The organism is Nocardioides sp. Z43_10, from assembly GCF_059766615.1.
In genome coordinates this window covers 619430-640971 of sequence record NZ_JCBAJY010000001.1, presented here as the reverse complement: position 1 = coordinate 640971, position 21542 = coordinate 619430, and the positions used below count along the sequence as shown (strand labels likewise).

22 protein-coding genes are annotated in these 21542 nt (G+C 73.9%); 6 read left to right on the top strand and 16 right to left on the bottom strand.

The annotated features are described in order from the left end of the window. Genes AC6EI4_RS03020 through AC6EI4_RS03010 form a run of 3 tightly spaced genes read left to right on the top strand, consistent with a single transcriptional unit; the run spans position 1 to position 4322 of the window. Positions 1 to 2172, top strand: coding sequence for an MMPL family transporter (locus tag AC6EI4_RS03020; RefSeq protein ID WP_498419882.1), 2172 nt, complete (start codon positions 1 to 3; stop codon positions 2170 to 2172). A gap of 37 nt (positions 2173 to 2209) precedes the next feature. Further along, positions 2210 to 2392: a DUF8730 family Cys-rich protein gene (locus AC6EI4_RS03015; protein ID WP_498419884.1), complete on the top strand. Its 183-nt coding sequence runs from the start codon at positions 2210 to 2212 to the stop codon at positions 2390 to 2392. Positions 2393 to 2426: 34 nt separating this feature from the next. Next, positions 2427 to 4322, top strand: a complete 1896-nt coding sequence (locus AC6EI4_RS03010) for a penicillin-binding transpeptidase domain-containing protein (protein ID WP_498450528.1) — start codon at positions 2427 to 2429, stop codon at positions 4320 to 4322. A 12-nt stretch (positions 4323 to 4334) separates the two neighbouring features. On the opposite strand, the gene AC6EI4_RS03005 is transcribed toward AC6EI4_RS03010, so the two are convergent. Genes AC6EI4_RS03005 through AC6EI4_RS02990 form a run of 4 tightly spaced genes read right to left on the bottom strand, consistent with a single transcriptional unit; the run spans position 4335 to position 9352 of the window. After that, positions 4335 to 4949, bottom strand: coding sequence for a DUF305 domain-containing protein (locus AC6EI4_RS03005; RefSeq protein WP_498450527.1), 615 nt, complete (start codon positions 4947 to 4949; stop codon positions 4335 to 4337). Positions 4950 to 4962: 13 nt separating this feature from the next. Further along, positions 4963 to 7245, bottom strand: coding sequence for a transglutaminaseTgpA domain-containing protein (locus AC6EI4_RS03000; RefSeq protein WP_498450526.1), 2283 nt, complete (start codon positions 7243 to 7245; stop codon positions 4963 to 4965). Positions 7246 to 7253: 8 nt separating this feature from the next. Continuing rightward, a complete protein-coding gene (locus tag AC6EI4_RS02995; RefSeq protein WP_498419891.1) occupies positions 7254 to 8384 on the bottom strand; it encodes a DUF58 domain-containing protein in 1131 nt (376 codons plus the stop codon). After that, a complete protein-coding gene (locus AC6EI4_RS02990; protein WP_498450525.1) occupies positions 8381 to 9352 on the bottom strand; it encodes an AAA family ATPase in 972 nt (323 codons plus the stop codon). Before AC6EI4_RS02990 ends, AC6EI4_RS02995 begins: the two co-directional genes overlap by 4 nt. A 103-nt stretch (positions 9353 to 9455) precedes the next feature. Between AC6EI4_RS02990 and AC6EI4_RS02985 the strand changes: the two genes are divergently transcribed. Further along, positions 9456 to 10922 carry a protein adenylyltransferase SelO gene (locus AC6EI4_RS02985; protein WP_498450524.1) on the top strand — a complete coding sequence of 489 codons (1467 nt, stop codon included), beginning with the start codon at positions 9456 to 9458 and terminating at the stop codon, positions 10920 to 10922. Here the strand turns inward: AC6EI4_RS02985 and AC6EI4_RS02980 are convergent. From AC6EI4_RS02980 to AC6EI4_RS02970, 3 genes are read right to left on the bottom strand one after another with little or no spacing between them, the layout of a single operon-like run. Further along, complete coding sequence (locus AC6EI4_RS02980) at positions 10866 to 11222, bottom strand: transcriptional regulator (RefSeq protein WP_498419896.1); 357 nt, start codon at positions 11220 to 11222, stop codon at positions 10866 to 10868. The genes AC6EI4_RS02985 and AC6EI4_RS02980 overlap by 57 nt on opposite strands. Beyond that, positions 11212 to 11652: a hypothetical protein gene (locus AC6EI4_RS02975; RefSeq protein ID WP_498419898.1), complete on the bottom strand. Its 441-nt coding sequence runs from the start codon at positions 11650 to 11652 to the stop codon at positions 11212 to 11214. Before AC6EI4_RS02975 ends, AC6EI4_RS02980 begins: the two co-directional genes overlap by 11 nt. A 41-nt stretch (positions 11653 to 11693) precedes the next feature. Beyond that, positions 11694 to 12083 (bottom strand): ankyrin repeat domain-containing protein, encoded by a 390-nt coding sequence (locus AC6EI4_RS02970; protein WP_498419900.1) that lies wholly within the window; start codon positions 12081 to 12083, stop codon positions 11694 to 11696. A 180-nt stretch (positions 12084 to 12263) separates the two neighbouring features. On the opposite strand from AC6EI4_RS02970, the gene AC6EI4_RS02965 reads away from it, so the two are divergent. Both AC6EI4_RS02965 and AC6EI4_RS02960 read left to right on the top strand, forming a co-directional pair. After that, positions 12264 to 12584, top strand: a complete 321-nt coding sequence (locus AC6EI4_RS02965) for an STAS domain-containing protein (protein WP_498419902.1) — start codon at positions 12264 to 12266, stop codon at positions 12582 to 12584. Next, positions 12581 to 13084 carry a mycothiol transferase gene (locus AC6EI4_RS02960; RefSeq protein WP_498419904.1) on the top strand — a complete coding sequence of 168 codons (504 nt, stop codon included), beginning with the start codon at positions 12581 to 12583 and terminating at the stop codon, positions 13082 to 13084. Before AC6EI4_RS02965 ends, AC6EI4_RS02960 begins: the two co-directional genes overlap by 4 nt. A 19-nt stretch (positions 13085 to 13103) precedes the next feature. Here the strand turns inward: AC6EI4_RS02960 and AC6EI4_RS02955 are convergent, their stop codons facing one another. From AC6EI4_RS02955 to AC6EI4_RS02915, 9 genes are read right to left on the bottom strand one after another with little or no spacing between them, the layout of a single operon-like run. Continuing rightward, positions 13104 to 13685, bottom strand: a complete 582-nt coding sequence (locus tag AC6EI4_RS02955) for a hemerythrin domain-containing protein (RefSeq protein WP_498450523.1) — start codon at positions 13683 to 13685, stop codon at positions 13104 to 13106. Between the two features lie 45 nt (positions 13686 to 13730). Further along, on the bottom strand, positions 13731 to 14240 hold the full coding sequence (locus AC6EI4_RS02950; protein WP_498450522.1) for a thioesterase family protein: 510 nt from the start codon (positions 14238 to 14240) through the stop codon (positions 13731 to 13733). Next, positions 14237 to 15277, bottom strand: a complete 1041-nt coding sequence (curA, locus tag AC6EI4_RS02945) for an NADPH-dependent curcumin/dihydrocurcumin reductase (RefSeq protein ID WP_498419909.1) — start codon at positions 15275 to 15277, stop codon at positions 14237 to 14239. Before curA ends, AC6EI4_RS02950 begins: the two co-directional genes overlap by 4 nt. A gap of 28 nt (positions 15278 to 15305) precedes the next feature. Further along, on the bottom strand, positions 15306 to 16424 hold the full coding sequence (locus AC6EI4_RS02940; protein ID WP_498450521.1) for an acyl-CoA dehydrogenase family protein: 1119 nt from the start codon (positions 16422 to 16424) through the stop codon (positions 15306 to 15308). Continuing rightward, complete coding sequence (locus AC6EI4_RS02935; protein WP_498450520.1) at positions 16421 to 17626, bottom strand: acyl-CoA dehydrogenase family protein; 1206 nt, start codon at positions 17624 to 17626, stop codon at positions 16421 to 16423. Before AC6EI4_RS02935 ends, AC6EI4_RS02940 begins: the two co-directional genes overlap by 4 nt. Next, positions 17623 to 18855 carry an acyl-CoA dehydrogenase family protein gene (locus AC6EI4_RS02930; protein ID WP_498450519.1) on the bottom strand — a complete coding sequence of 411 codons (1233 nt, stop codon included), beginning with the start codon at positions 18853 to 18855 and terminating at the stop codon, positions 17623 to 17625. The genes AC6EI4_RS02935 and AC6EI4_RS02930 overlap by 4 nt, the downstream gene beginning before the upstream one ends. Further along, a complete protein-coding gene (locus AC6EI4_RS02925; protein WP_498419917.1) occupies positions 18855 to 19877 on the bottom strand; it encodes a phosphotransferase family protein in 1023 nt (340 codons plus the stop codon). The genes AC6EI4_RS02930 and AC6EI4_RS02925 overlap by 1 nt, the downstream gene beginning before the upstream one ends. Then, positions 19874 to 20719: an SDR family oxidoreductase gene (locus AC6EI4_RS02920; RefSeq protein ID WP_498450518.1), complete on the bottom strand. Its 846-nt coding sequence runs from the start codon at positions 20717 to 20719 to the stop codon at positions 19874 to 19876. The genes AC6EI4_RS02925 and AC6EI4_RS02920 overlap by 4 nt, the downstream gene beginning before the upstream one ends. Further along, positions 20719 to 21489: an SDR family oxidoreductase gene (locus AC6EI4_RS02915; RefSeq protein WP_498450517.1), complete on the bottom strand. Its 771-nt coding sequence runs from the start codon at positions 21487 to 21489 to the stop codon at positions 20719 to 20721. Before AC6EI4_RS02915 ends, AC6EI4_RS02920 begins: the two co-directional genes overlap by 1 nt. Between the last annotated feature and the right edge of the window lie 53 nt (positions 21490 to 21542).

Sequence of the window (21542 nt, the reverse complement as noted above, 5' to 3'; positions counted from 1 at the left end):
ATGTCCACGACGGACATCCACCCCACCCCACCCCGCGATCCCGCCGTCGGCTCCCCGACACCTCGCCCCGGTCCCCTCGGCCGGGTCGGGCTGTGGGTCACCGAGCACCGCAGGCTCACCGCCGTCGCCTGGCTGATCGTGATCGTCGGCCTGGGGGTCTTCGCCCCCCAGGTGGAGCGCAACCTGTCCGGTGCCGGCTGGCAGGCGGACGGATCGGAGTCGGTCGCGGCCCGCGAGCTGGCCCAGGAGCGCTTCGGCGGCAACGCCAGCTCGGCCATCCAGGTCGTCGTGCACGACCCGGACGGCTCGGTCACCGAGGGCGCGGGCGCCGAGGTCCTCACCGAGGCCACCGAGATGCTCGACGCGGACTCCCGGATCGCGGAGATCGTCCAGCCGATGGCCGGAGCCACCCTCAGCCCGGACGGCAGCACCGCGATCCTGCTGGCCGGCGCGGGGGCGGACCCGAACGAGATGGTCCGGGTCGCCAACGATCTCAAGGGCCCGCTCGAGGAGCTCTCGCGCAGCGACATCCAGGTCAACCCGACGGGAGCCTCGCTGCTCTGGTCGGACTTCAACGAGGCCAACCTCGAGGCGATGCTCAAGTCCGAGATGGTGTCCTGGCCGGTGACCCTGGCCATCCTGGTGCTGGCGTTCGGCGCCCTGGTCGCGGCCGGCCTGCCCCTGATCCTGACGCTGGCCGGCCTGGTCGCCTCGGCCGGGTCGCTGGTGCTGATCAACGAACTCGTGCCGGTGTCGATCTGGGCGATGAACTTCGCGATGATGTTCGCCCTCGCCCTGGGCATCGACTACGCCCTGTTCCTCGTCGTCCGCTTCCGGGCGGCCCGCAAGGCCCATCACGCGAACGCCCGACAGGCGATCGCGGAGACGATGGACACCGCCGGCAAGGCCGTCCTGCTCTCCGGTGCGACGGTGCTGATCTCCCTGTCCGCGGTGATGATCGTGCCCTCGCCGTCGTTCCGCTCGATGGCCGGCGGCATCATGCTCTCGGTGGTCTTCGTGCTGGCCGCCACGCTGACCCTGCTCCCGCTGGTGCTCTTCAGCCTCGATCACCGGATCAACAAGGGCGCGCTGCGGTGGGCGCGGCCCGAGCAGCACCGCTCGCCGAGGTTCGCCGCCTGGGGTGAGCGGCTGTGGAAGCACCCGGTCGCCTGGGGCCTGGGCTCGCTGATCGTGCTGCTCGCGCTGGCCGCGCCGGTGATCGGCCTGAAGACCGCGATGCCCTCCATCAAGGTGCTGCCCGAGGACGCGAGCGCCCGCGTCGGCTACGACCAGGTCCAGAAGGCGTTCGGCGACGGCGCCCCCGGCACCCTGACGATCGTGGCCGACGCCGCCGACGCCGACGCCGCCGCCGGCGTGCTGGAGCGCGACCAGGGGATCGCCGCGGCGATGCCGGCCGCTCCTGCGGCGGACGGCAGCGACTGGGTCCTGATCCAGGCCGTGCCCACGGTCGACCCCTCGGACCCCGAGCTCGCCGACACCGTCGACCGGCTCCGCGCCGAGCTCCCCGGCTCCGCCCTGGTGGGCGGCGCCCCGGTGGAGAACCTCGACCTCAAGAGCCAGCTCGACGAGTCCACCCCGGTGGTCATCGGGGTGGTCCTGGCGCTGGGCTTCGCGCTGCTGCTCTTCGCGCTGCAGGCCCCGCTGATCTCCCTGCTCGGCACGCTCGTCAGCCTGCTCTCCACGGCCGCCGCCTTCGGCGTGGCCCGGCTGGTCTTCCAGGACGGGCACGGATCGGGGCTCCTCGGATTCGAGAGCCAGGGCTTCCTGGACGCCTGGGCACCGGTGTTCTTCTTCGCGATGATCTTCGCGATCGCGATGGACTACACCGTGTTCCTGCTGGCCTCGGCCAAGGAGCACTGGGAGAAGTCCGGTGACGCGAAGGAGGCCATGGTCGGCTCGCTGGCCCACTCCGGCCGGGTGATCTTCGCCGCGGGAGCGGTGATGGTCGCGGTGTTCTTCACCTTCGCCCTGTCCGGCCCGCTGCCGCCCAAGGAGATGGGCATCGTGCTCGGCGTCGCGGTGCTGCTCGACGCCTTCCTGGTCCGCCTGGTGCTGCTTCCGGTGATGCTGCGGCTGACCGGTGCCGCCGCCTGGTGGTCGCCCGCCTGGCTGACCCGCCTGCTGCCCGCCGTCCGCTTCTCGCACGACTGACCGACCCTCACCCACCCCACATCGAAGGAGAACCACCATGTGCCGAGCGATCACCTGCCGTACCTGCGGAAAGACCGGCTGGGCCGGCTGCGGGATGCACGTCGACCAGGTCCTGGCCGGCGTACCGAAGTCGCAGCGCTGCCCGGGCCACTCCAAGGCCGAGGTCAAGGCCCAGCGCGGCTCCGGCGGCCTGCTGAGCCGCCTGTTCGGCAAGAGCTGAGCCGACCGTCCCCGTCCTGTGGCAGGCTCCTCGGGTGCGCAACTCGTGGAACCGTGTCCGCCTCTCGACGACGGCCGTGGTGGCCCTGGGCCTGCTCGCCTCGGGCTGCTCGGGATCCTCGTCAGCCGACGAGGCCGCGGACCTCGCCGACACACTCGCGGCGTCGCTGACCAAGCGCAGCCTCCCGAACGTGCTGATCGCGGCTGAGGACTCCGACGCCGACGACCAGCTGAGCGCGATCCTCGAGGGCATGGGCGACCTTCCCGTCACCGTGGAGGCGGGCGAGCCCGAGGTGGAGGACGACTCCGCGAGCGCGCCGCTGACCTGGACCTGGCAGGTCGGCGGCGAGACCTGGACCTACGAGACCACCGCCGAGCTGACCCGAGCGGGCGAGGAGTGGGCCCTGTCGTGGGACCCCGCGCTGGTCGAGCCGTCGCTGGCCGAGGGCGAGGTGCTCGACGCCCAGGTGCTGCCCGCGCGACGCGGCGACATCCTGGGGGCCGGCGATCGCCCGCTGGTCACCAGCCGGGGGGTGCTGCGCTTCGGCGTCGACAAGACGAAGGTCCCACCTGCCCGGGCGGTGGCCTCCGCCCGACAGCTGGGCGGGCTGCTCGACCTCGACGTCGCGGCGTACGTCGAGCGGGTGCGCACCGCCGGGGCCAAGGCGTACGTCGAGGCGGTCGTGCTGCGCGAGGAGGACGCCGCCCCCGCGCTGCTCCAGGCGGCCGAGGGGCTGCCCGGCGTGCTGGTCGTCGGCGACCAGCTCTCGCTGCCTCCCACCCGTGGCTTCGCCGCCCCTCTGCTCGGGACGGTCGGCGAGGCCACCGCCGAGATGATCGAGGAGTCCGACGGCGAGCTCGAGGCCGGCGACGTGGTCGGGATCTCCGGCCTGCAGGCGCGCTACGACGAGCAGCTGGCCGGCACCCCCGGGATCGCGGTCCGCGCCGTTGCGCAGTCGGCCGACGCGGCGGGCGAGGCGCGCTCCCTCTTCGACGTCGAGGAGACCAGCGGCGAGCCGCTGCGCACCACCCTCGACCTTCGGGCCCAGAGCGCGGCGGAGGCCTCGCTGGCCGGGGTCCGTCCCCCCAGCGCGCTGGTCGCGCTCCGGCCCAGCACCGGCGAGATCGTCGCCGCGGCCAGCGGGCCCGGCTCCCAGGGCTACAACACCGCGACGTTCGGCCAGTACGCACCGGGCTCCACCTTCAAGGTGGTCAGCTCGCTGGCGCTGCTGCGGGGGGGCCTCACCGCGGCCACCCCGGTGACCTGCGCGCCGACGGTCAGCGTGGACGGCAAGGCGTTCAAGAACTACGACGACTACCCCGCCTCCGCCCTGGGCCGGGTCCCGCTGCGCACCGCGATCGCCCACTCCTGCAACACCGCGATCATCTCCTCGCGCGCCCGGGTCGCAGAGGGTGCGCTGGCCGACGCGGCCGCCGCCCTGGGGCTCGGCGTCGACCACGACCTCGGCTTCCCGGCCTTCTTCGGCGAGGTTCCTCCCCCCGCGAGCGAGACGACGGCCGCGGCCGACCTGATCGGCCAGGGCCAGGTGCTGGCCTCGCCGATGGCGATGGCGACCGTGATGGCCTCGGTGAGCGCCGGCGAGGCCGTGCTGCCGGTGCTGCTGCCGGACGTCGAGGTGACCCGGACGCCGCCGAAGCAGCCGCTCACCCCGGCCGAGGCACGGGAGCTGCGCGCGCTGCTGCGCGCGGTGGTCACCGAGGGCAGCGGCGCGTTCCTGGCCGACCTGCCCGGGCAGGTGATCGCCAAGACCGGCACGGCGGAGTTCGGCACCGCCACGCCGCTGGCCACCCACACCTGGATGGTCGCGGCCCAGGGGGACCTGGCGGTGGCGGTGTTCGTGGAGAGGGGCCAGTCGGGGTCGCGGACCTCCGGCCCGATCCTCGAGCAGTTCCTGCGGGCCGTCGGCTGAGCCGCGGGCCGCTCAGGACTCGAGCATGCCCTCCATCATCTCGATCTCGGCCTGCTGACTGGTCTCGATGTCCTCGGCGAGCTCGAGGGCCGGCCCGTACTGCCCGGCCTCCTGCTGCTCCTCGGCCATCGTGACGGCGCCCTCGTGGTGCTCGATCATCATCTCCAGCCACAGGTCCTCGAACCCGGCGTCCGGGGCCTTCTCCAGCGCCGTCATCTCGGCCGCGGACATCATCCCGGGCATGTCGCCGCCCTCGGCGTCACCGTGACCCCCGCCGTGACCCCCGCCGTGGGAGTTGGCGTGGTCACGCACCGTCTCGGGCACCGGCTCGTCCCAGGTGACCAGCCAGTCGCTCATCGTCTCGATCTCCGGGCTCTGCGCGTCCCGGATGTCCTCGACCAGCTGGGAGGTCCCGGGACTCAGCGGCCGGCCCACGGTGAGGTCCACCATCGACAGGGCCTGGGCGTGGTGCTGGATCATCTCGGTGGCGAAGGCGATGTCGGCGTCGTTGAACTCGCTCGTCGACGCGTCGGCCTTCTCACTGGACTCGTCCTCGCCCCCGCACCCGGAGAGCAGGGCTCCCACAGCGACGGCACACACGGACAGGGCGCGCGGCAGAGTCCTCATTCCCTGGACGGTACTAGCCTCGCCGCCGCAGCGAGGCCGGGGAGAGCAGCGCCCACCAGCGGCGGGGCCGGGTGACGCCGCCGCGCACCGCGGCGCGGGCGGCGTCGGAGGCGACCCAGACCAGCGCGACGTCCTCCTCACTCGGCTCCGCGGGGCCGAACACCCAGGCGTCCACCTCGTCGGCCAGCGGCACGAGCACCGCGGCGGGGTGCCGCGCGGCCAGGCTCTGCGCGGCCTCGTGCCGGGTCCGTGTCGCCGGCAGCGGGCTGCCCACGTCGGTGGCCGTGTCGAGGACCTCCTCCCAGGCCCCGCCGAGTCGTTGCAGCACGCCGCCGCGGCTGCGGCGCCGACGACGCCGCAGCGCCTTCGCCGCCGCGACGCTCGCGCCGGGGAGCAACGTCGCCACCAGCGCCAGCACCCACCACAGCACCCATCCCAGCGGCCGCCCGGAGCCGCGCTCAGCATCGGACTCCGCGTCCGCGGCGTCGTCGGCAGCCGCGTCCTGCTCGCGGTCCTGGCGCTGTCGGCCCGGCCGCTTCCCGCCCTTGGCCGAGGCCTCGGCCGGCAGCGTCTTGTCGCGGGGCGGGGTGGCCTCGACGGGCACCCAGCCCTGCCCCTCGAAGGCGACCTCCGCCCACACGCGCAGGTCTGCCCCGGTCAGCTCGACCTGTCGCTGGGCGTCTCCGGCGCCCTGCGGACGGGCGTCGCGGTGGAAGCCCAGCACCACCCGCGCGGGGATGCCCAGCGTGCGCGCCATCAGCGCGGTCACCACCGCGAACTGCTCGTCGTCCCCGACCAGCACGGGATCGGTGAGCAGTCGCTGCATCCGCGGTGCGCCGTGCCCGGGCTGCGAGCGCCCGTCGGAGCCGTCGGAGAAGAACCCCCAGTAGCGCAGCGTCTCCACGATCCGCGCGATCCGCAGGGCCGGGTCGCTCTCCTCCCCGGCGAACTCCACGGCCCGCTCGCGGACGACGGCGGGCACCCGAAGCACCGGCGGCAGCCGCAGGTCGGCGGCGCCCACCCCGCCGAGGTCTGCCAGGGACACGCTCCGGCGGGGCAGCACGAGCTGCACCCGGTAGCCGTCGCCCTCCTCCAGCCCGGCCGTGGCCAGCACGTTGCCGGTGGTGGCGTCGTAGTGGGCGCTCTCGGCGAGCAGCCCGGCGCGCGGCCCGTCGAAGGTGATCCGGCGCAGGTCTCCGCCCCCGGGCACCCAGACCCCGTCGTACTTCCCGACGGTGACCTGGACGGTGGTGGGCTCGGTGCCCGAGCCGCCGCCGGTGCGGTCGGGGCCGTCTCCCTCGTCGGCCGGCTCGATGTCCTCGCCGTCGAGCTCGGCGTAGTCCGCTCCGCCTGCCTGCTCGTAGACGAAGCCGTCGTAGCTCTCCAGGGTCGCCACCCGGAGCCTGCCGGCGCGCGGCAGACCGCGCACCGTGAGCAGGGTCTCCTCGCGCAGACCCTGCGCGAAGTGGCGGTAGCGGATCAGCGGGCTGGGGTAGGCCCCGACGTCGAGCTGCGGCACCGCCGCGTCGCGCAGCACCTGGCGCTCGGCGACGCCGGAGAGGCCGACCCCGCCGGCGCCCGCGGCACCGGCCGCCAGGGCGAGCACCGCCACCCCCGCCCAGAGCGGCCGGGCCCCGGACGAGCGGAGGGCGACAGCACCCGGCTGGGTGCGGCCTCGGCCGCTGCGCCACGACGCCCAACCGAGCCCGACCACACCGAGCACCAGCCCCTGCCCGACCGCCCAGCTCGCCTCGTCGGTGCCCCACATGATGCCGCTGGCGACGAAGGCCAGCACCGGCACCATCGCCAGCAGCGGCCGACGCCCGCGCAACGCCAGCATGCCTGCCGCGAGGGCGCAGATCGTCCCGGCCAGGTAGGGCAGCACGGTGGCGCCCGACTCCTCGGGAGCCGGCACGCTCAGGGTGGGCAGGTCGGCCCACACGGACCCGGAGAGCGAGAGCAGCCGGCGCCCCGTCCCCGGCCCGGTGAACACCCCGGCCACGGCGTCGTGCGGCAGCGCGAAGAGCCCTCCGAGCAGCAGGAACGCCCCGGCCCCCACCGACACCGTCACCCACCGTGACCAGCCGCGCCACGCGGAGACGAGCGCGACCACCAGGCCGATCTGGACGCCTCCACCGGCCGCGCGGTAGCCGGACAGGCCCTCGAAGGCGGGGCCGTAGGCCATCGCAGCGACGCCGAGCAGCACGCTGAGCGCCAGCACGTCGACAACCGCGCCGGCGGAGAGCTCGTGCGTGCCGCGCGCGGCGGTCCGCGAGGTGTGGGCGCTTCGGTGCATGCGCGCTCTCATGGCAGGGTCCGCAGTCCGCGCGGCAGGTCGCCCAGGGTGGCCACGTCCAGCACGTCGACCTGCTGGACGCGGTGCCGGGCCGCCTGCTCGCCCGGCTGGCAGCGCACGGCGAACGCGGCGAGGTCGCGGGGCACGGCGGCCGCGCACGAGGCGATCTCGTCGGGGTCGGCACCGCCGCCCAGCACCAGCGCGCAGACCGAGGTGTGCGGAGAGCGTGCGAGCCCGCGCGCGACGACCTCGTGCAGCGCGGCCGCGCCGGGTCGCACCTCGAGACCCGCGAGCCTGTCCAGCAGCACGGTGGGGGTCCGGAAGACCAGTGGGCCGGCCTGCGTGACGACGGCGACCTCACGGCCCTCGCGCATCGCGTGCACGCCCAGCGACGCGGCGACGGCCACGGCCAGCTCGAGCTCGGCGGGCGCGGCGTAGTCCTCGGACCGCACGGAGAGGGCGATGAGCAGCTGGGTGCGCCGGCTCTCCTCGAACTGGCGGATCACCAGCCGGCCCACCCGCGCCGTGGTCCGCCAGTGGATGGCGCGGCGGTCGTCGCCGGGCACGTAGTCGCGCAGGGAGTGGAAGGCCAGGTCCGAGGACGAGAGGTCGAGGGTGGCCGCGCCGTCGACGTCGCGCAGGAAGGCGCCGCCGGCGCCCTCGAGGCGCAAGGTGCGGGGGTGGACGTACTGCTCCACCACCTCCGGCCAGACCCGGCTGCGGCGGATCAGCCCGAGCGGGTCGCCGCGCACCGCCGTGACCGGGCCGAGCGGGAGGACCGCGCGGCGCCCGGTCGGCACCGTGAACTCCTCGGCGCGCTCCTCGCCTCCCGCCAGCCGCGGCAGGGCCAGCGTCCCGAGCCCCAGCTCCACCCGGACCCCGCTCAGCGGGCGCCGCGACCGGTTGCGGACCACGACGCGCCCGGTGGCGGGCTCGCCCACCACGACCCGCGGCGTGGTCAGCTCCAACCGCACGGCGTAGTCGGCCCGGCCGCGGGTGCGCAGCACCGCCAGCAGCAGGGCGCCCGCGAGGACCAGCGCGAGCGTGAGGAACTCCAGCCACCCCTGCCAGGCGCCCAGCCCCGCGGCCAGCAGGCAGCACGCCAGGGTGGCGCGGCCCAGCGGGGTGGTACCGCTCACCCGACGGTCCGCAGCGCGGGAGGCTGCACGGTCTCCAGCACGCGCCCCACGACGTCCTCGGGCCGGGTGCCGCTGAACTCGGCGTCGGGGGCGAGCACCAGCCGGTGGGCCCAGACCGGCACCGCGAGCTGCTTCACGTCGTCGGGCAGCACGTAGGGGCGACCGGCGGAGGCGGCCCAGACCCGGGTGGCCCGCACCATCGCGATGGCGCCGCGCGTGGAGACCCCCAGCGTGGTGTCGGGGTCCTCGCGGGTCGCCTCGACCAGGCGCTGGACGTAGTCGAGGACCGCGTGGTCGACATGGTTGAGGCGCACCAGGTCGGCCATCTCCGCGACGGTGGAGGTCGCGATGACCGGGGAGAGGCCGGCGGCGCGGTCGGGGCTGGCCGATCCGGCGAGCACCTCGATGGCCGCCGCCCGATCCGGGTAGCCCACCGACGTCTTCATCAGGAACCGGTCCAGCTGTGCCTCGGGGAGCCGGTAGGTGCCGGCCTGCTCGACCGGGTTCTGGGTCGCGATGACCATGAACGGCCGACCCGCGTCGTAGCGGGTGCCGTCCACGGTGACGTGGGACTCCTCCATCACCTCCAGCAGGGCGGACTGGGTCTTGGGCGAGGCCCGGTTGATCTCGTCGGCCAGCACGATCGAGGCGAAGACCGGGCCTCGGTGGAACGTCCAGGTCCCGGCGCTCTGGTCGAACATCGTGACGCCGGTGATGTCGGAGGGCAGCAGGTCGGGCGTGAACTGGATCCGGCTGTGCGAGCCCTCGACGCTCGCCGCGATCGCGCGGGCCAGGGCCGTCTTGCCGGTTCCGGGCGCGTCCTCGAGCAGCAGGTGGCCCTCGGCGAGCATGCAGGTCAGCGCCAGCCGGATCGCCGGGGTCTTGCCCAGCAGTGCCTGCCCGACGTTGGCGGTCAGCCGATCGAAGGTCTCGGCGAACCGCGTGGCGTTCTCGGGCGTGAGGGTCATGGACGCACACCCTAGGGGCCGCGCGGCGGCTCCGGAGCCGAATCCGGCCGCCTCCGGGGCGCGCGGACGGCTGGCCCTGGTGGCGGTCCGTATTCTCGAAGAGGTGACCAGCACCTCCGCACCGACCTTCGTCCTCCAGGACCGCTTCGCCCGCGAGCTGCCCGAGCTGGCGCTGTCCTGGCAGGCCGAACCGGCGCCCGACCCCCGGCTGCTCGTCCTCAACGAGCCGCTCGCCGCCGACCTCGGCCTCGACCCTGCCGCCCTGCGCGGTGCGGACGGGGTGGGGCTCCTGGTCGGCACCCGGTTGCCCGAGGGAGCCACCCCGGTGGCGCAGGCCTACGCGGGCCACCAGTTCGGCGGCTTCTCCCCCCGGCTGGGCGACGGTCGCGCGCTGCTGCTGGGCGAGCTCCTCGGCCCGGACGGGCGCCTGCGCGACCTCCACCTGAAGGGCTCGGGGCGCACGCCGTTCGCCCGCGGCGGCGACGGTCTGGCGGCCGTCGGGCCGATGCTGCGCGAGTACGTCGTGAGCGAGGCGATGCACGCGCTCGGCATCCCCACCACCCGCTCGCTGGCGGTCGTGGCCACCGGCCGGCCGGTGCGCCGCGAGAGCGTGCTGCCCGGCGCGGTGCTGGCTCGGGTGGCCAGCAGCCACCTGCGGGTGGGGACCTTCCAGTACGCGCGCGCCACGGGCGACGCCGCCCTGCTGCGTCGCCTCGCCGAGCACGCGATCGCGCGCCACCACCCGCAGGCCGCCGAGGCCGAGAACCCCGCCCTCGCCCTGTACGACGCCGTGGTCGCGGCCCAGGCGTCGCTGGTCGCGCGGTGGATGCTGGTCGGCTTCATCCACGGCGTGATGAACACCGACAACATGACGATCTCCGGGGAGAGCATCGACTACGGCCCGTGCGCCTTCATGGACGCCTACGACCCGGGATGCGTCTACAGCTCGATCGACGAGGGCGGGCGCTACGCCTACGGCAACCAGCCGGGCATCGCGCAGTGGAACCTGGCCCGGCTCGCCGAGGCGATGCTGCCGCTGTTCCACGACGACCAGGAGCAGGCGATCGCGCTCGCGAGCGAGTCGCTGGGAGCCTTCGCGGGGCAGTACGAGGCCGCCTGGACAGCCGGGGTCCGGGCCAAGCTGGGACTTCCCGACGGTCTCGACGAGGCGGTCGTCGGCGCGCTCGTCGACGACCTGTTCGTGCTGCTGCGCGACAACCACGTCGACCTGACGTCCTTCTTCCGCCGCCTCGGCGCCGCCGCCGGCGGGGACGCCGAGCCCGTGCGGGGGATGGTCCTCGACCTGGCGGGCATCGACGCCTGGCTCGAGCGCTGGCGCGCACTCGGTCCGGACGGGACCGCGATGGACCGGGTGAACCCGTTCTACGTCCCCCGCAACCACCTGGTCGAGGAGGCCCTGGCCGCCGGCACCGCCGGTGACCTCGCGCCCCTGGAGCGGCTGCTCGAGGCGGTCACCGCGCCGTACGACGAGCGGCCCGGGCTGGAGCGCTACTCAGAGCCCGCCCCGGGCGACTTCGCTGCCGGCTACCGGACCTTCTGCGGCACCTGAGTCGACGATCGGGCCGGTCACGATCTCGCGCAGCGCGCGCACGTGGGCGGCGTAGGCGGCCGCGCCCGGGCCGGTCAGGGACAGCCACAAGCGATTGCGGGAGTCGCGCAGGGTCCGCTCCTGGCTGACGTACCCGGCCTCGACCAGCTGGGAGAGGTGCTTGCTCAGCGCCGACTTGGACAGCCCGAGCTGTTCCTGCAGCACCGCGAACTCCACCTTGCGGGCGGCGCTGAGCATCGCGCAGATCCGCAGCCGCTGGGGGGCGTGGATGACCTCGTTGAAGTCGCCCTCAGCGGGCATCGCCGTACTCCTTGCGGTAGGAGCGGCCGGTGCCGAGCACGACGGCGGCGGCCACCGCCGCTCCCAGGGCCCAGACCCACTGGGCGCCGGTGGTGTCCGCGACCAGCGCGCACACCGCGAAGGTGCCGACGACGGCCACCAGGAAGCCGACCATGTCCCGCCACCTCATCGAGGCCCAGCACACGCCGTCGCGGCGCAGCCAGTACCGCGACGCGATCAGGCCGGCCGCGGCGCTCAGCGCGACGCTCAGCACCGCCGCGGCCTCCGCCGGCAGCAGCCGGACCAGGTAGAGGGCGGCGACGATCGCGCTCATCGCCAGGAAGAACCAGCGCGGCAGCGGGGGGTAGCGCACGGCGCTCTCGTCGCGGCCCAGCTGCTCCAGCAGCGCGCGGGCCTGCTCGGGGGTCGGCGATCCAGATCCTGTTTCCATGTAGGAAACAGTAGACGCCTGTTTCCAGGATGGCAACAGGGTCAGCGGCCCATCAGCTCCAGCATCTCCGGCAGCTCGAAGAAGGTGGCGATGGCGACCGCCGACTTCGCGCCGAGATCGGGATCCGCGCCGGCGGCGAGCAGGTCGGTGACGATCTCCTTCTCGCGGCGGAAGACGGCCGAGGCGAGGGCGGTCTGTCCGCGGTCGTTGACCCGGGCGTGGTCGGCGCCGCGCTCGAGCAGCGCACGCACCAGGTCGGCGTGGCAGTAGTAGGCGGCGAGGATCAGCAGCGTGTCGCCCGAGCTGTTGGTCAGGTTCACCGGCAGGCCCTGGTCGACGTAGGCGGCCAGCGTCTCGGTCTCGCCGTTGCGGGCCAGCTCGAAGGCCGACGCCAGGAACTCGAGCTCCTCGGGGGTGAGTTCGTTGGTCATCCTCCCAACCTACCGAGCCGGCGGGGCCGCGCTGCGGGGCCGCCCCACTCTTCGTCATCTGGTGTTAGCGCAGGAACACCGCGCCGGAAACCTGTCCGCCCTACCGTGAGGACGGAGGTCGACCCCGGCCTCCCCGCACGAAGCTCCCAGCACCCTGGGACTCACCACCGGAGCACCCCCATGAGCCTTCGCGTCGTCACCGACAGCGAGCATCAGGTCCTCGAGGTCGACGGTGACCTCGACTGCGTCACCTCCTACGACCTGCACCACGCGGTCGACGCCGCCCTGGCCGCGGGCCGGCGCCGCCTCGCGCTGGACCTGACCCGGGTCCGGGCCCTCGACCTCGACGGGGCCCAGGCGCTGCGCCAGTGCACCGACCAGGTCCTGGCTGCCGGTGGCGAGCTGCGCATCAGCGGCATCAGCCAGGTCGCGCTGGTCGCGCTCGCCGACTTCGAGCGGGCCTGGACACCGAGACCGAGGCCGGGCACAGTCTCCCCATGACCCCCGCTGACCTGCTCGCCGACGCCTTCGGCCGCGTCCTGGAGGACGGCCTCGCGGTCGTCGAGGGGCTCTCGGCCAAGGAGTTGTCCCACCGCCCGGGCACCGGCAGCAACTCCATCGCCTGGTTGGTCTGGCATCTCACCCGCGTCCAGGACGATCATGTCGCGGAGGTCGCCGGGCTCGAGCAGGTGTGGACCGCCCAGGGCTTCGCCGACCGGTTCGCCCTTCCTCTGGAGGTGGGCGACACCGGCTACGGCCACAGCCCCGAGCAGGTGGCGGTGGTGCGCGCCGACGCCGACCTGCTCGCGTCGTACCTGCGCGCGGTGCACGCCCAGACCGTGGCCTGGCTGCCCGGCGTCACCGCCGAGGACCTCGACCGGGTGGTCGACGAGGGCTGGGACCCGCCGGTGACGCTGGGCGTGCGACTGGTGAGCGTCGTCAACGACGACACCCAGCACGTCGGCCAGGCGGCGTACCTGCGCGGGCTGCTCGCGACCTGAGCCCGGGCCCGGCGCCGGCTCAGCCCTTGGCCAGCACCGCCTTGACCGCGTCGCGGGTGCGGTCGAGGACCGACACGAGCGGCCCGGCCAGCAGGTTGGTGGTCATCGAGCTGCCCACGCTGGGGTGCGGGTGGGTCGGCGCGATCGCCTCGGCCGCCAGCACCGCCTGCGCCATCAGCCGCAGCCGGTCCGCGGCGACGTCTCGGCGCAGCAGCGGGAACTCCTCGCGCTCCTCGGCCTCGGCGTGCGCGAGGACCGCCTTCTTGAGGGTCGCCAGCCGCTCGGTGAACCCCTCGTCGTCGACCGACATGCCGTCGAGGTCGGCGAGCATCCTCTTGGCCTCGGTCTCCTCCTCGAGGCGGACGTCGACCACCTCGTTGCCCCCCTCGCAGGTGCGGGCCCGCGGATGGGTGATCAGCTCCTCGGCCGTCTCGTGCACGGCGAGGAAGCGCCGCAGCTCCTCGAAGCGCTCCTGCTTGGTCTCCGAGCTGCGCGCGCGCCCGACCTCGGTGAAGAGCTCGCGGATGTGCTGGTGCTGACGCACGAGCAGGGCGACGACGTCGTCGCTGGCTCCGGTCGTGCTGGTCGCGTTCGCGGTCATGGGGCTCCTTCGGTGGGAGGTCACGGGCCCGGGCGAGGTACCCAGTCAGCCCCGGCGTACGCCGACCGCTCCGAGCTCGGGGACCGGCCACGACAGCGCCGCGTGCTCGGCCAGCAGCTCGTCGAAGGCGAGCGCGACCGGCTCCGGGAACTCGGCGATCCGACGCTGGCCGCGGTCGACGTTGCCCAGCAGGAACTCCAGCGTGCAGGAGAGCTCGCGGGTGGAGTGGTTGACCAGCAGCGCGATCCCGTGCACCACCTTGTCGGTGCGCTCGACGAGGCGCAGGTGCGCGGAGAGCTGGTCGCCGACGTGGCACTCGCGGTGGTAGCGCAGGTGCTGCTCCATCGTGAACGGCCCCATCGCCCGGCCGTCGAAGTCGCCGAACCAGTCCACCCGCTCGAAGAGGCTGGCCACCGCGTCGGACTGCACGTCGAAGTAGTGGCGGATGTTCATGTGCCCGTTGCGGTCCTCGAACTCCGGCGGCACGCTCACCTTGAGCGCCACCGGCAGCTCGAGGACCTCGTCGTACGACGGGAGCCCGGGCCCCATGCTCATGCGCCGGCTCCCCGCGTCGGGTCGTCCCCGATCCGGACCAGCTGCTTGCCGACGTTGCGTCCGGCCAGCAGGCCCCGGAACGCCTCGGGCACGGACTCCAGGCCGACGGCGACGTCCTCGAGGTAGCGCACCTTCCCCTCGCGCACCCAACCGCTCATCTCGCGCTGGAAGTCGGTGTAGTGCGTCGGCACGAACTCGGTCTGGATGAAGCCGCGCACGGTCAGGCTCAGCGTCAGCACCTTGCTGAGGAAGCCGGGCAGCTTGTCGGGCCCCTCGGGCGCGGAGGTGGCGTTGTAGCCCGAGACCAGGCCGCACACCGGCATCCGCGCGTAGAGGTTGAGCCGGCGCAGCACCTGCTCGGTGACCGCGCCGCCGACGTTCTCGAAGTAGACGTCGATCCCGTCCGGGACGGCCGCCTTGAGCCGCTCGGCGAAGTCGGGCGCCTTGTAGTCGACGGCCGCGTCGAAGCCGTACTCCTCGAGGAGCAGCTCACACTTGCGCGGCCCCCCGGCGATGCCGACGGCGCGCGCGCCCTTGAGCTTCGCGATCTGCCCGACCGCGGAGCCGACCGGCCCGGTGGCCGCCGCGGTGACCACCGTCTCGCCCTCCTGGGGGCGCCCGATCTCCAGCAGCCCGGCGTAGGCGGTGAAGCCGGGCATGCCGAGCACGCCCACGCCGGTCGAGATCGGCGCCTGCGCCGGGTCGAGCTTGCGGGTCCACTTCGCCGGGACCACCGCATGGGTCTGCCACCCGGCGTACGCCGTGACGAAGTCGCCCGGGGCGCGGTCGGGGGAGCGCGACTCGAGCACCTCGCACACCGCCTCGCCGACCATCACCTCACCGATCTGCACCGGCGCGGCGTAGGAGCGGGCGTCGCTCATCCGCCCGCGCATGTAGGGGTCCAGGGAGAGGTAGACGACCCGGACCAGCAGCTGGCCCTCCTCCAGGGCGGGCAACTCGACCTCGGCGAACTCGAGGTCGCTGTCCTGGGGCTCGCCGACGGGCCGGGCAGCAAGCCGGATCTGGGTGGACAACATGTGCCGCTCCTTCGCGTGGGGGTGGGGGTCAGGCGGGCAGCGCGACGAGTCCGGACAGGTGGGCCCGGTGCGCGCCGGCGGTGCCGGCAGCGATCGAGTCTGCCTTCGCCCGCTTCAGGTAGAGGTGGGCAGGGTGCTCCCAGGTCATCCCGATGCCGCCGTGCAGCTGGATCATCTCCTCGGCCGCGCGGACCGCGACGTCGCTGCAGTAGGCCTGCGCGACGGCCGTGGCCACCGCGGTGTCCGGGTCGCCCTCGGCCAGGGTCGCCGCGGCGTAGCGCGCGGCGGCGCCGGCGGACTCGACGAGCACGTACAGGTCGGCGAGGCGGTGCTTGAGCGCCTGGAAGCCGCCGAGGACGCGGCCGAACTGACGGCGCTCCTTGAGGTAGGCGACGGTCGAGGCGAGGCACCACTGGGCCACGCCGAGCTGCTCGGAGGCCAGCAGCGCGGCCCCCGCGCCCAGCCCGCGCCGTACGGCGTCCTCGGCGCCGGGCCCGATCAGCGGCTCGCCGATCGCGACGCCGTCGAGGGTCACGTCGGCCAGCGGCCGGCTCATGTCCAGGGAGACCACCGCGGTGATCGTGGCCTGGGCCGCCTCGACGGCGACGAGCGCGAGTCCGTCGGCGCTCGCGACCGGGACCAGCAGCACGTCGGCGGTGAGCGCGCCGGCGACGCTGGTGACCGTGCCGCGGACGCGGCCGTCCTCGACGGCGAGACCGCTCAGCGGGTCGTGCGCGGCGGTGGGCAGCGGCACCAGCAGCGCCGCCGTCCGCTGTCCCGCCGCGAGCGCGGCGAGCAGGTCGCGCCGGGCCGGGGACCCCTCCCCCGCCAGCAGCACCGAGGTGGCCACCACGGCGCTCTCCCAGAACGGCACCGGCGCGACCGTGCGGCCCAGCTCCTCGAGGACCACCGCGGCCTCGCGGGCCGAGGCGCCGGCGCCCCCCAGCTCCTCGGGGACCAGCAGCGCGGCCAGCCCGAGCTCACCGGCGAGCGCCTTCCACAGCGGCCCGGTGAGCGAGGCGTCGCCGTCGTAGGCCGCCGTCACCGCCTCGGGCGAGCAGCGCGCGGCCAGCAACTGGCGCACCGAGGCGCGCAGGTCGTCCTCGACGTCGGTGTAGAGCAGGGACAGCTCGGTTCGCGCGCTCATCGGGGGAGCTCCTTCCATGCCACGTCCTTGTCGACGCGGGCCTCGGCCGGCAGGCCCAGGACCCGCTCGGCGACGATGTTGCGCAGGATCTCCGAGGTGCCGCCCTCGATGGAGTTGCCCTTGGCGCGCAGGTAGCGGAAGCCCGCGTCGCGCGCGGTGAAGTCGGTGATCGTCGGGCGGACCATGGTCCACTCGGAGTAGCGCAGGCCGTCCTCGCCGCGCAGCTCCACCTCCAGGGCGCTGAGCTCCTGGGCGAGGCGGGCGAAGGTCAGCTTCATCGCCGAGCCCTCCGGTCCGGGCTGCCCGACGGCGAGCTTCTGGCCCAGCCGCCGGCCGGCGAGCCGGGACACCTCGGACTCCACCCACAGCTGCATCAGCCGGGCGTGCAGCTCGGGGGTGCGCCGCTCGGGCAGCTCGCGCCACGCGTCGGCGACCTTGCCGAGCATCCCCGCCTCCCGCGGGGTCGCGCCGCCGCCGATCGCGACGCGCTCGTTGCTGAGCGTGGCGTTGGCGACCCGCCAGCCCTCGCCCACCGCGCCGAGGCGCTGGGAGTCGGGGATGCGCACGTCGGTGAGGAAGACCTCGTTGAACTCCGCCTCGCCGGTGATCTGGCGCAGCGGGCGGACCTCGACGCCCGGGTCGGACATGTCGCACAGGAAGTAGCTCAGCCCGGCGTGCTTGGGCACGTCCGGGTCGGTGCGCGCCAGCAGGATCGCGAACCGGGCGGTGTGGGCGCTGGAGGTCCACACCTTCTGGCCGTTGACCACCCACTCGTCACCGCTGCGTACGGCGCGGGTCGCCGCCGCGGCGAGGTCGGAGCCGGCCCCGGGCTCGCTGAAGAGCTGGCACCACACCTCCTCGCCGGTCCACAGCGGGCGCAGGAAGCGCTGCTTCTGCTCGTCGGTGCCGAAGGCCAGGATCGTCGGGGCGGCCATGCCCAGGCCGATGCCGATCCGGCGCGGGTCGTTGTCCGGGGCGCCCGCCGCGGCGAGCAGCTCCTCGACGTACCCCTGGAAGGCCCGCGGCAGACCGAGCCCGCCGAGGCCCTCGGGGAAGCCGACCCAGGCCAGGCCGGCGTCGAAGCGGGCGCGCAGGTAGTCCAGCTTCTCCTGCGGGGTCCCGATCGCGGCCGGATCGTGCGCGGCGAGCAGTTCCTCGACGCGCCGGCGCAGGTCGGCGCGGACCTCGGCGTCGTCGCTCATCTGACCCCCCGTGCGGTCCGCTGGCGGCGCAGCTCGGCCTTGGCCAGCGCGCTCTTGTGGACCTCGTCGGGGCCGTCGGCGAAGCGCAGGGTGCGGTTGCCGGCGAAGGCCGCGGCGAGCGGGAAGTCCTGCGAGACCCCGCCACCGCCGTGCACCTGGATCGCCTTGTCGAGGATCCACTCCACGGTCTTGGGGGTGGCGATCTTGATCGCCTGGATCTCGGTGTGGGCGCCCTTGTTGCCGACGGTGTCCATCAGCCAGGCGGTCTTGAGCACCAGCAGCCGCAGCTGCTCCACGCGCACCCGCGACTCCGCGATCCAGTCCCGGACCACCCCCTGGTCGGCCAGCGGCTTGCCGAACGCGACCCGCTCGTCGGCGCGTGCGCACATCAGCTCGATGGCCCGCTCGGCGGAGCCGATGGCGCGCATGCAGTGGTGGATCCGGCCGGGGCCGAGGCGGGCCTGGGCGATCGCGAAGCCCGCGCCCTCCTCGCCGATCAGGTTCGAGACCGGGACCCGGACGTCCTCGAAGCGCACCTCGGCGTGCCCGCCGTGCTCGTGGTCGTCGTAGCCGAAGACGTCCAGCCCGCGCACCACGGTGACGCCGGGGGTGTCGCGGGGCACCAGGACCTGGCTCTGCTGGCGGTGCCGGTCCGCGCCGGGGTCGGTCTTGCCCATCACGATCATGATCTCGGCGTGCGGGTTCATCGCCCCGGTGGTCCACCACTTGCGACCGTTGATCACGTACTCGTCGCCGTCGCGCTCGATGCGCGTGGAGATGTTGGTGGCGTCGGAGGAGGCCACGTCGGGCTCGGTCATCGCGAACGCGGAGCGGATCTGGGCGTCGAGCAGCGGCTTGAGCCAGCGCTCCTTCTGCTCGGGGGTGCCGAACATCGTCAGCACCTCCATGTTCCCGGTGTCGGGGGCGGCGCAGTTGAGCGCGGCCGGCGCGAGGTGCGGGCTGCGGCCGGTGATCTCGGCGAGCGGGGCGTACTGCAGGTTGGTCAACCCGCCCCCGTGCTCGCCGGGCAGGAACAGGTTCCACAGCCCACGTCGGCGTGCCTCGTCCTGCAGCTCGGCGAGGATCGCGACCTCCGACCAGGCCCAGCGGTTCTCCAGCGCCGCGAGCTGCTCGTGGAAGACCGGCTCGGCGGGGTGGACGTGGGTGTCCATGAAGTCGAGCAGGTCGGCGCGCATCTGCTCGGTGTGGGCGTCGAAGGTGAAGTCCATCAGCTGTGCTCCTTCATCGATTCCAGGCCTGCGGCGACGATCGGCTCGACCAGCTCGCCGACCCCGTCGAAGCCCTCGCCCACGGTCTGTCCATGGACGTAGCGGTAGTGGATGCCCTCGAGGATCACGGCGAGCTTGAACGACGCCAGCCCGAGGTAGAACCCGAGCGCCGAGAGGTCGCGGTCGCTGCCCTGGGCGTAGCGCTGAAGCATCTCCTCCTCGCTGAGGAAGCCGGGGGCGGAGGCCGCGTCGGCGATGGCGTGGCCGCCGATGTCGCCCAGGCGCTTGTAGACGACCAGCAGACCGATGTCGGTGAGCGGGTCGCCGAGCGTGGCCATCTCCCAGTCGATCACCGCCGCCGGCCGGTCGCGCTCGTCGGTGAGGACGTTGTCGAGGCGGTAGTCGCCGTGCACGACACCGGTCGGCGACTGGGTCGGCTGGTGAGCCGCCAGCCGCTCGTGCAGCTCCGCGATCCCGGCCAGCTCGCGGGTGTGGGAGGCGTCGAGCTGCTTCTTCCAGCGCCGCACCTGGCGCTCCAGGAACCCCTCGGGGCGACCGAAGTCGGCGAGCCCGACCTCGCCGGGATCGACCTCGTGCAGCACCGCCAGGGCGTCGACCATGCCTTGGGAGACGGCACGGGTGCGCTCGGGGCCGAGCGGCTCCAGCTCGGCGGCGGTGCGGTACGGCGTGCCGTGCACGCGCTGCATCACGTAGAACGGCGAGCCGATCACGCTGTCGTCGCGGCACAGCGCGAACGTCTCGGGCACCGGGACGTCGGTGTCGCGCAGCGCGGTCATCACCCGGTGCTCGCGGGCCATGTCGTGGGCGGTGGCGAGCACGTGGCCCAGCGGCGGGCGGCGCACCACCCACTCACCGATGCCGTCGCCGACGATGTAGGTCAGGTTGGACTTGCCGCCGGCGACCAGGCTGCCGCTCAGCGGTCCGCCGACGAGACCGGGCACCTCCTCGTCCAGCCAGCGCCGCAGCGCGTCCAGGTCCAGGCCGCGCAGTGGCTCGCTCATCGGCTCCCGCTCTGCTGCTCGTGGGGCTGCTGCTCGTGGGGCTGCTGCTCGTGGGGCTGCTGCTCCAGCTGCTCGAGACCCTGCTGCAGCCGGTTCATCCCGCGCAGCCAGCGGTCGGTGTCGCCGGCCCGGTGGCGGTAGTAGTCGCCGACCTCGGGGTGCGGCAGCACCAGGAACCGGTCGTCGGCCAGCGCCTCGAAGGCCCGCTCGGCCACGTCGGCGGGCTCCAGCGCGGTGTCCGCGCTGAGCAGCTCCTGCAGCGGCCCCGACTCCTCGAGCATCCGGGTCCGCACCCCCTGGGGGCAGATCGCCTGCACCACGACGCCGCGGTGTCGGTAGGTGGCGGAGAGCCACTCGGCGAAGCCCACCGCGGCGTGCTTGGAGACCGAGTACGTCGGGGAGCCGAGCATGGTGAGCAGCCCGGCCGCCGAGGCGGTGACCACGAAGCGGCCCGCGCCGCGCTCGATCCAGCCGGGCACCAGCAGGCGCGCGGCCCGGACGTGGGCCATCACGTTCACCTCGAGCGAGGCGGCCCAGTCGTCCTCCGGCGCCTGGAGCCCTTTGCCGCGGTCGATCCCGGCGTTGGCGAACCAGACGTCGATCGCACCCAGGTGCTCGGTCGCGGCGCCGACCAGGGCCTCGACCCCCGCCTGGCTCGCGGCGTCGCCGGGCACGGCGTACCCGCCGAGCTCGTCGGCGACCGCCCGCGCGGCGTCGGCGTCGAGGTCGTTGACGACCACCCGGGCGCCGGCGGCTGCCATCCGAGCGGCGAGCGCCCGGCCGATGCCGTGACCGGCGCCGGTGACCACGACGCCGCTTCCGCTCAGCTCCTGGCCGCTCATCAGGCGCCGCCCGTCAGCGTGACGCCGCCGTCGAGGACCATCAGCTGGCCGGTCAGCCACCCGGCGTCGGCGGAGAGCAGGAACGCCACCGCCCCGGCGATGTCCTCGGGGACCCCGAGCCGCTTGAGCGGGTACGCCGCGGCGACCTCCTCCTCCCGGCCCTGGTAGAGAGCGGTGGCGAACCGGGTCTTGACCACCGCCGGCGCGACGGCGTTGACCCGCACGTTCGGGCCGAGCTCGACGGCGAGCTCCTCGGTGAGATGGATCAGCATCGCCTTGGACGCGCCGTAGAAGCCGATCCCCGGGGCCGGTCTGACGCCGGCCACCGAGGCGACGTTGACGATCGCCCCGCCGTTGGTCGCCATCCAGGCCCGGTGCACCTGCTGCACCCACGACAGCGCGGCCAGGCAGTTCACCTCGAAGATCTTGCGCGCGGCGTCGTGGTCGAGGTCCAGCAGAGCGCCGTAGACGGGGTTGATGCCGGTGTTGTTGACCAGCAGGTCGGCCGAGCCGAACGTCTCGATGGCCCGGGCCACGGTCTGGGCCTGGTGCTCGACGTCGTCGGCGCGCCCGGCGACCGCCAGCGCGTGCTCGGGTCCGCCCAGCGCGGCCACCGCCTCGGCCAGGGCCTCGGGCTTGCGCGCGGTGATCACCACCTTGGCGCCCTCGGCGACGAGTCGCTCGGCGATGCCGAGGCCGATGCCCCGACTGGCACCGGTGATGATCGCGGTCCTGCCTTCGAACCTGCGCGCGGGGGTGCTGGGGGGCATCGACGTCCTCTCGAGACGGTTACTAAGCGCTTGCTTATTCGCTAGGCTCAGGG